We start from the raw sequence: 8,300 nt of genomic DNA, 5'->3' as shown, positions 1-8,300 counted from the left end.
GTGTATCTTTAGAGTGCTTACCGAAAGCACTTAACTTAGTAGCGGGAACAGGACTCGAACCTATGACCTTCGGGTTATGAGCCCGACGAGCTACCTACTGCTCCATCCCGCGATATTGGATTGCAAATGTACGACAATTTTTTTAAAATCCTAATTTTTCTTTTAAATAAAGGAGTTTTATGAAAACTATTTTAATATTTGTATCTTTGTACTATGGCAAAAATACTAAGAATTTACCCGGAAAACCCTCAGGAAAATCTTATTAATGAGGTAATTAAATGTTTAAATAATGGCGGATTGATCATTTATCCTTCCGATACTATTTATGCGTTAGGTTGTAATATTTTTGATATAAAAGCCATGGAAAAACTGGCTCAGATCAAAAAAATGAAACTTGAGAAGGCTCAATTCTCTATTATTTGTAATGATTTAAGCCATCTTTCAGATTTTACAAGACCTATTGATACTTCGGTTTTCAGGTTTTTGAAAAGTCACCTTCCTGGACCCTTCACATTTATCTTAGATGCCAATAAAAGTGTGCCTTTAGCCTATAAAGGTCACAAAACGATCGGTATTCGTGTGCCGGATCACCCGATCCCACAACTTATTGTTGAAAAATTAGGACATCCGATTGCTTCAACTTCCATAAAAGATGATGACGAAATCATTGAATATTCTACCGATCCAGAATTAATTGCCGAAAAATATGATCATTTAGTTGATATTGTCATTGATTCAGGGTACGGTGACAACGTAGCTTCAACAATTGTAGACCTTACTTCCGGCGAACCTGAATTGATCAGACAAGGAAAAGGAATTATTTAATTATAATTTCTCAATCATTTTATGAGTTTTAACGGAAAATATTCTTTAGGAATTTTACTCACTTTTGTGCTTCTTGCTTTAGTGATGCTTTATGTTTTTCCTTTTCTCAGTTTAATTACAGGAGTAAAAACCATGACAGCCGGTCTGTTTTTGAATAGCAGAATTGTTATTTGGATCGTTTTGCTGTTGATTTTTCTCTATAGTAAATTAATCGAGAAAAGTCCCATTACGATTTGGAAAGACAAAGAATATCCAATCTCATTTTATATTAGCGCCGTGCTTTGTCTTTATTTTATTTGCGCGATTGGAGGAGCGCTTTTAAATGGTTTGATCTTTCTTATTACGCATGAAAAAATGAGTGATAAACTCATTCAGCTGCAATCGATTTTTAAGAATAATTACTTTTTAATTATTTTTACTTGCCTAACTGCAGGCGTTGTAGAAGAGGTTTTAATGAGAGGTTATATCCAACCAAGAATTGAAAACATATACAACAGTCCAGTTTTAGGAGTCATTATCTCCGCCATTTTATTTGGAATTCTTCACAGCACATACGGAACGATTGGTCAGGTTGTAGGACCTCTCTTTATTGGGATCGTTTTTGCTGTATTTTATAAATTATATTCGAATATTAAAATCATTATCATGTGCCATTTTCTATTTGATTTTGTGTCTTTGATGATCATGAATTTTATTGATATTAAACATTTATCCGCTTTTTAAACAGTATGAAAATAATAACATCTCCTGCCAAATTGATGAACGTAGAAAACGCAACAGACCTTTTGAGAACAACTACGCCTAAATTCATTGAAGAAGCAGCACTTTTACAATCGCATTTAAAACATAAATCTCCAAAATATCTTTCTGAACTAATGGAAATCTCGCCAAAACTGGCCGATGAAAACTGGGAAAGAAACCAAAAATGGAAAGATAAACCCACCGCAAAAGAATCTGCACCAGCCATGTTTGCCTTTACAGGTGAGGTTTACAGAGGTTTAGATGCTAAAACTCTAGATAAAAATGCTGTAGATTATTTACAAAAAAACTACAGAATACTTTCCGGATTGTATGGTTTATTGAAACCGTCTGATAAAGTAATGCTTTACAGACTGGAAATGGGACGTAATTTCGAGTTTGAAAATTATAAAAATCTGTACGAATTCTGGAAAGAAAAAGTGACCGAACAATTGAATTCTGAGATGAAAAAAAATGAAGTTCTTCTTCATTTATGCAGCAACGAATACGGAAAAGTAATTGACAGAAAAAAGCTAAATCATCCCGTAATCGATTTTGATTTTTACGAATTAAGAGACGGAAAACTGAAAACAATCGTCGTTTACACAAAACATGCGAGAGGTTTGGTCGTAAGATTCTGCGCAGAAACCAATGCAAAAACTTTAAATGACGTAAAAGCGTTCAACTACGAAGGTTATAGAATCAACGAAGAAAAATCTACAGATACAAAACTCGTTTTTACAAGATAAATGAATAATACAGAAATTCGAAATTTGATATTTCCAAAAGTTTTAAAACTTGTTTTTTCGATGAGTTTTATCTTTAGCTGTGCTCAAAAAAAAGAAGCATCAATTAACGGATTTCTAGATAACCATACTTTTAACAGTCCTTACGAAGATTCAATAAGTTTTAAGACAAACAATATTTTTTCAGTTACAAAATTTAAAAAACCTGAAAAAAATGATAGTATTTCTGCAAAATTCAATGGTCTTTCTTATACAAGAGAATCATATACAGAATATCTTCCAGACGGTAGAAAATTGTACCGAAAATCTACTTACGATAAAAATTCTGTTGTAGAAAAATTTCATTATAAAAATAATCTTCTCGTTCTTAAAGAATTAATTGAAAACAAAAAATATTACAATTATAACTGGCTTTTTTACAACAAAGATAATTACCTTCAAGAGGAAATAGATTATAAGATAGGCGAAAATAAATCCTTTATTTATGAGGGTTACACAAAATATAACATCACTTCCGAGGCAAAAAAGACAACCGTTAAAATCATTGATTACGGTTATGATTCTGTAGCCAATCCTGAAGAAGAATATATTTTTGAATTTCCCATTCTTACAAAAAAAACACCTTTGTATCAATCTAAAATCCATCGCTATCAATGGATGAATGGGACTTACAAACCTATTGATATTAAAAATTACGTTATTGAAAATCGCGATGTGACTTTCACTTATGATAAAAATGGCTACTTACTTTCTGAAATTTGGTTCGCAAATCACAATTCCCTGGAAAATAAAACGGAATATGAGTATTCAAAAGATTATCTGGAGCGTGTTGAACAGCAATATCACATGCTTGGAACAGAAAAATCTATGAAAACCACCAGAAAATATGATGATCATAACAACCTTGTTTTTGAGCAAAGCATAGAATATACAGGACATCCTTTATATGCCGAATCTTTTGAATATACTTACGATAAACAGGGAAACTGGATTTCAAAAAAACACTACAGACAAGATCCAGACGAAGGAATTAACAGTAAAAAAGAGCTCATTGATTATGAATATCGTGAAATAAAATATTACGATTCAAATTCCAAACCTAGAAGTTTTATTTTACCTGAATTTCCAAAAGATGCAGAAAATATTAGAAAAAATATTCCAAAAATATCAGACGAAAAGCAAACTACAGCAAATGCCTTTCAAAAAGCGGTAGAAAGTGGAGATTTTGATTCAGAAATCACGTTAAAAAAAGCAAAAACTCTTGAAGAATTCACTCCTAAATATTGGACTTTAAAAGACAAACAGTTTGGAAATTTAGACGACAGCCCTGAAGAAGAAGCCGTTTACGTTTACGAAACTCCAATCGAAGGTGATTTAGGATTCGCACAAAGTTTAGCTATTTATAAAAAAGAAGGTGAAAATTGGGTATTGTGGCACCAGTCGACCAATCCTATTCTTTCTACCGAACATGGCGGAATGATGGGAAATCCTTACGAAGGAATCAGCATTAAAAACAAAACGATTATCGTCAATCATTTCGGAGGAAGCCGACAAAAGTGGAATTATACCCATAGATACAGGTTTCAAAACAACAATTGGTACCTAATTGGAGCATCAGTAAATTTTGGCTCTCCATGTGATTATTTCCAGTCATTGGATTATAATTTATCAACAGGAGATGCAATATTTGATTATTCATCTGAAAATTGTGATGAAAATAATACTGTAAAAACCAAAAGCTGGAAAGAAAAAATCAACAGAAAAGCTACTTTACCTTTAATGGATGAATTTCAGGTTGGCGAAAATAAAATTGAACTAAAAAATAGAAAAACAGAAATGTTTTATTAATAAAATGACAGTATCAGAACTCAAAAAATATTTTTTAACAAGTCTGTCGGAAATTTATACAGAATCAGAAAGTGCGTTTATCTTTCAGATTTTTGTAGAAAATATTTTAGAATTAAACAGTATCCAGCAAAGACAATTTGCAGATCAGAAAATATCTTCAGAAAATGAAGAAAAATTCCAAAATATCGTTTCAGAATTACAAACAGGAAAGCCATATTTGCAGATCTTAGGTGAAACAGAATTTTATGGAATGAAGTTTTTTGTGAATGAAAATGTGCTAATTCCACGTCCTGAAACGGAGGAATTATTGGAAATCGCGATTCAAAAAATTCACAATTCACAATTCACAATTCACAAGCTGAGAATCCTCGACATCGGAACCGGAAGCGGGATAATTCCTTTAGTTTTAAAAAAACATTTTCCTGAAGCTGAAGTTTCATCAATTGATTTTTCTGAAAAAGCTTTAGAAGTTGCAAAAAAGAATGCAGACTTTCATCAATTGAAAATCAATTTTATCCATGCAGATTATCTGAATTTTGAATTGACTGAAAATTATGATATTATTATTTCAAATCCACCTTATATAGGAATTGAAGAAGAGACCGAAATTGCCGATTCTGTGAAAGAATTTGAACCCAAAATGGCACTCTTCTCTCCTACTTCTGACGCTTTGATTTTTTACCGAAAAATAGCCAAAGATTCTGAAAAAAATTTAAATAAAAATGGGTTATTATTTTTAGAAATTAATCAAAAATTGGGTCTGGAAACTTTGAATCTTTATAAAGATTTGTTTTCAGAAGTTGAGCTTGTTAAAGATTTATCAGAAAATGATCGATTTATTGTTGGAACAAAATAATATATATTGCATTAAAAAAAGCTTTCAAGACAAAGAGAATCAACCATTTACTCTAAATGAAAAACCTCTTTTAAAGGAATGCTTATTGGAGAGTTATCCGGATTGGTTTCCATAATATCCGCCATATAATTCCACCATTTCTTTACAATTTCAGAAGTTCCTAAGTCCTGAGAACCTGCACCTTCCGAAACCGTTTGATGAGCAAAAAGAATATTGGTGTCTTTATCCCAATAGATCGTATAATCCGAAACTCCCGATTCTTTTAATAATGCCTTTAGTTCCGGCCAAATTTCGTTGTGCCTTTTTTCATATTCGTTTTCGCAACCGGGCTTTAGAAACATTTTGAAGGATACTCTTTTTTTCATTATTTGTTTTTTTGTAAATGTATTTTCTTCTTTTAAATATTAAAACTAAGTATCATTTTTAAAACAGCCAAATTTCAAGATAAAAGAACTTGAATGATTTTAATAACTACTCCATTTTTATTTGATCTAAAATCTATTTTTCCCAATTAAATCTCTTTTTCGTTACATTATCCACTTTTTCAGGAAATTAGAATTGACCTTTAATTCCAAGGTTATACGATTAACATATTTTCAACTAAAAACCGAAAACCTTTTAGAATAAAGCAGTTACAAACTTTTTTATGATAAATTTCACAACAAAATGATTTATATTGAAAATTTATATATATTTGAAAGCAATCGATTGCACGTTACAAAATCAATTTTACAACTAAACTAATATTATCAATCATGAAAAAATTCTTTATTTATTTTGTGCTACTCTTCAGCTCCATTTTGCTGAAAGCACAAGTTACCATAACCCAAGCCACAGGTTGGCTTGAAACAGCGTACATAAAATGGACTCCAATAAGCGGAGTTGACAGTTACAGAGTTTATTACACCGGTGGCGGACAGACCAATAAACTCATTGATACCCAATTGATCAGAAGTTACGGTTCTTATTTTAGAGCTGATATTTTAGGTCTCAGCGCAGGAAATTACACCATAAAAGTCGTTCCCGTAACCAATAATGTGGAAGGTCCGGAAGCCGTTTCCAACACAGTTACTGTACTTCCTCATGACCGAACAGGTTTTGCCCACAGCAACGGAAGAATTCCCGGAGCATACAATCTGGACGGAACTCTAAAATCCAATGCAGTGGTTATTTACATCACTCAAGGAACAAAAAATACAGTTTCCCTGAACGTAACAGGCGCTAATGCAAATCCTTGTGTAGGATTACAAACTATTTTGGATGGTTTCAAAAAAGGAAGTGACAGCCGTCCTTTAGTCGTAAGATTAATCGGAAATATTACAGATCCAAGTTATTTGTTGAATGGTGATGCTGTAATTGAAAATAAAAGTCTTGCGGCTAATTCAGTGACTTTTGAAGGTGTTGGTTCTGATGCTGTTGTGAATGGCTGGGGGGTAAGAATTAAAAATGCGACCAATGTTGAAGTAAGAAATCTAGGTTTTATGCTGACGGATGCTGCGGAAGGTGATAATTTAAGTCTTCAACAAGATAACAGCTATGTTTGGGCTCACAACTGCGATTTTTTCTACGGAAAGCCAGGCGGAGATGCTGATCAGGCAAAAGGTGACGGAGCTTTGGATGCTAAAAAATCAACGTATATCACTTTTTCATACAATCATTTTTGGGACAACGGGAAAAGCTGTCTTCTTGGTTTAAGTGAAGGAACAACAGCCGGACTTTACATCACATATCATCATAATTGGTTTGATCATTCAGATTCAAGACATCCGCGTGTTCGTTATTATTCGGCGCATGTTTACAACAATTATTATGATGGAAACTCAAAATACGGTGTAGGATCAACATTAGGTTCTTCTGTTTTTGTGGAAGGAAATTATTTCAGAAACTGTAAATATCCGATGCTTATTTCAAAACAGGGAACTGATATTGCCAATGGCTCTACAGGAACTTTCTCAGGCGAAAACGGCGGAATGATCAAAGCTTTCGACAATTATATGATCAACCAAAATGCTTTTATTCCATACAATTCAGCAAGCGCATCAGCTCAGTTTGATGCTTATGTTGCAACAACGAGAAGTGAAGCATTGACAGTTAATATCAAAGCTTTTCAGGGAAATGCAACCTATAATAATTTTGACACTAATGCTTCATTATACATCAATTCATTGGTTCCGGATTCTCCGACGATGGCCAAAGATAAAGTAACGCAGTATTCGGGAAGAGTTTCTGGTGGAGATATCAACTGGACTTTCAATAATGCAGTTGATGATACTTCTGATGCGGTAAATACAGGTTTGATGGCCTTATTACAAGGCTACACTCCTACTTTGGTATTTGTACAGGGAGAAGCTTCAACTCCGGTTAGTTCTCAGACATTGCTTATTGCATCGAACAACGATCAAACTGTAACTACAGGAAGCGCGATTGAACCAATGATTTTCACTTGGGGCGGAACAGCAACCGATGCTACCGTAACAGGTCTTCCAGCTTCAGGAATAAGCTTTGTGAAAAATGCAACCAATAAAACGATTACCGTATCAGGAACACCAACTGCAGATGTAGATTTCACAATTACGACGGTTGGTTCTTCGGGAACTCCAGTTTCTGGAACGGGAAGTATTACAGTGACTTCAACAGGAACAAATCCGCAAGGAAATGAAGTACATAATTTTACAGCTTCTAATTTAAGCAGTTCATTTTATTCATTTACATCTGCCAATATCAATTCAACTGACGGTTCAGCAAATTATGATGGAATAGCTTTAACAAAACGTTTAAAAATAGAATCTGCAACCGCAATCAACTATAATACAACAGCTCCATCTTCATTAACTTTAGTTTTTGATCCAACATTCAGCGGAACTGTAAAAGTAGACGGAATTTCTTACACGGCATCTTCGGGAGTTGTAACGATTCCAACGGTAAATGCGGGTTCACACTCGATTACAAAAGGAAGTGTTGCAAATCTGTTTTACATTAAAACACAATATGCATCTTCCGCTGTTTTAGCGACACATGAAAATAAGGTTGAAAAACTGACGATTTATCCAAATCCGGTAGAAACAATTCTTACCATCTCAAATTCTGAAAAAAATCCCATTGAAAACATTATTTTAATGAATGATTTGGGCGAAATTATTAAAAATATCAAAGGAAATACTCAATCAATTGATATGAGCGGGCTTCAATCCGGAATGTATTTTATTCAGATAAAAACAAAACAAGGCGTTGTGAATCAAAAAATTATCAAGAAGTAATTTTTTTAACAGCTAATTATATTTTTTAAC

General features: G+C 33.2%; 7 protein-coding genes and 1 tRNA gene. 6 read left to right on the top strand and 2 right to left on the bottom strand.

Going from position 1 to position 8,300, the window contains the following annotated elements:
* Positions 1-39: 39 nt before the first annotated feature.
* Positions 40-112 (bottom strand) — tRNA-Met (locus tag AC1Q7L_RS01525).
* Between the two features lie 101 nt (positions 113-213).
* Between AC1Q7L_RS01525 and AC1Q7L_RS01520 the strand changes: the two genes are divergently transcribed.
* The 5 genes from AC1Q7L_RS01520 to prmC are packed head-to-tail and all read left to right on the top strand — an operon-like array spanning position 214 to position 5,013.
* The gene (locus tag AC1Q7L_RS01520) at positions 214-825 is read left to right on the top strand and encodes an L-threonylcarbamoyladenylate synthase (protein WP_066757817.1); all 612 of its coding nucleotides are present in this window, start codon (positions 214-216) and stop codon (positions 823-825) included.
* A gap of 21 nt (positions 826-846) precedes the next feature.
* On the top strand, positions 847-1,548 hold the full coding sequence (locus AC1Q7L_RS01515; RefSeq protein WP_492305701.1) for a CPBP family intramembrane glutamic endopeptidase: 702 nt from the start codon (positions 847-849) through the stop codon (positions 1,546-1,548).
* 5 nt (positions 1,549-1,553) lie between these two features.
* A complete protein-coding gene (gene yaaA, locus AC1Q7L_RS01510) occupies positions 1,554-2,312 on the top strand; it encodes a peroxide stress protein YaaA (protein WP_492305702.1) in 759 nt (252 codons plus the stop codon).
* Positions 2,313-2,372: 60 nt separating this feature from the next.
* On the top strand, positions 2,373-4,157 hold the full coding sequence (locus AC1Q7L_RS01505; protein ID WP_492305703.1) for a hypothetical protein: 1,785 nt from the start codon (positions 2,373-2,375) through the stop codon (positions 4,155-4,157).
* Positions 4,158-4,161: 4 nt separating this feature from the next.
* Positions 4,162-5,013, top strand: coding sequence for a peptide chain release factor N(5)-glutamine methyltransferase (gene prmC / locus AC1Q7L_RS01500; protein WP_492305704.1), 852 nt, complete (start codon positions 4,162-4,164; stop codon positions 5,011-5,013).
* 47 nt (positions 5,014-5,060) lie between these two features.
* On the opposite strand, the gene rhaM is transcribed toward prmC, so the two are convergent.
* Positions 5,061-5,378: an L-rhamnose mutarotase gene (gene rhaM / locus AC1Q7L_RS01495; RefSeq protein WP_492305705.1), complete on the bottom strand. Its 318-nt coding sequence runs from the start codon at positions 5,376-5,378 to the stop codon at positions 5,061-5,063.
* 390 nt (positions 5,379-5,768) lie between these two features.
* Between rhaM and AC1Q7L_RS01490 the strand changes: the two genes are divergently transcribed.
* Entirely contained in the window at positions 5,769-8,270 is a 2,502-nt protein-coding gene (locus tag AC1Q7L_RS01490; protein WP_492305706.1) for a pectate lyase family protein, read from the top strand.
* The last annotated feature ends 30 nt before the right edge of the window (positions 8,271-8,300 follow it).

The organism is Chryseobacterium sp. GW823-FHT05E08 (assembly GCF_058795655.1).
Note: the sequence above shows the minus strand (reverse complement) of the source record. Positions and strands in the feature narration are given on the sequence as shown.